Annotated in this window: 1 protein-coding gene; it reads right to left on the bottom strand. The window is 61.3% G+C overall.

The window, feature by feature from the left end; translation table 11 throughout:
• The coding region (locus ACK4S7_RS03885) for a bifunctional precorrin-2 dehydrogenase/sirohydrochlorin ferrochelatase (protein WP_409644658.1) at window positions 1-224 on the bottom strand (224 nt) is incomplete at its 3' end.
• Window positions 225-256 lie beyond the last annotated feature (32 nt).

Raw genomic sequence — 256 nt, 5'->3', positions numbered from 1 at the left:
CGAATGGCCTTTGCCATGCCCGCCGACGCGCCGCCTGTTCCGACCGCTACCAAAACGGGCGTGCGGTCCACAATGGCTGGCGTCGTAAAATCACATATTTCGGGCCGGTCAACGACGTTGACCAGCAAGCCGCGTGCCTTCAGATCATCAGCGGCGGCGCATGCTTCGTCTTCGTCGGCTATGGCAACAAAAGCGATGCGGGCATCCTTGTGACCTGCATCCACGCAAATGCCCCCTGCGCGTTCGATAAGCCGCC

Origin of the sequence: Sphingorhabdus sp. (assembly GCF_046292425.1) — a bacterium.
Taxonomy (GTDB): Bacteria; Pseudomonadota; Alphaproteobacteria; order Sphingomonadales; family Sphingomonadaceae; genus Sphingorhabdus_B.
The sequence above is the reverse complement of the archived record's forward strand: the minus strand, read 5'-3'. Positions and strand labels throughout refer to the sequence as shown.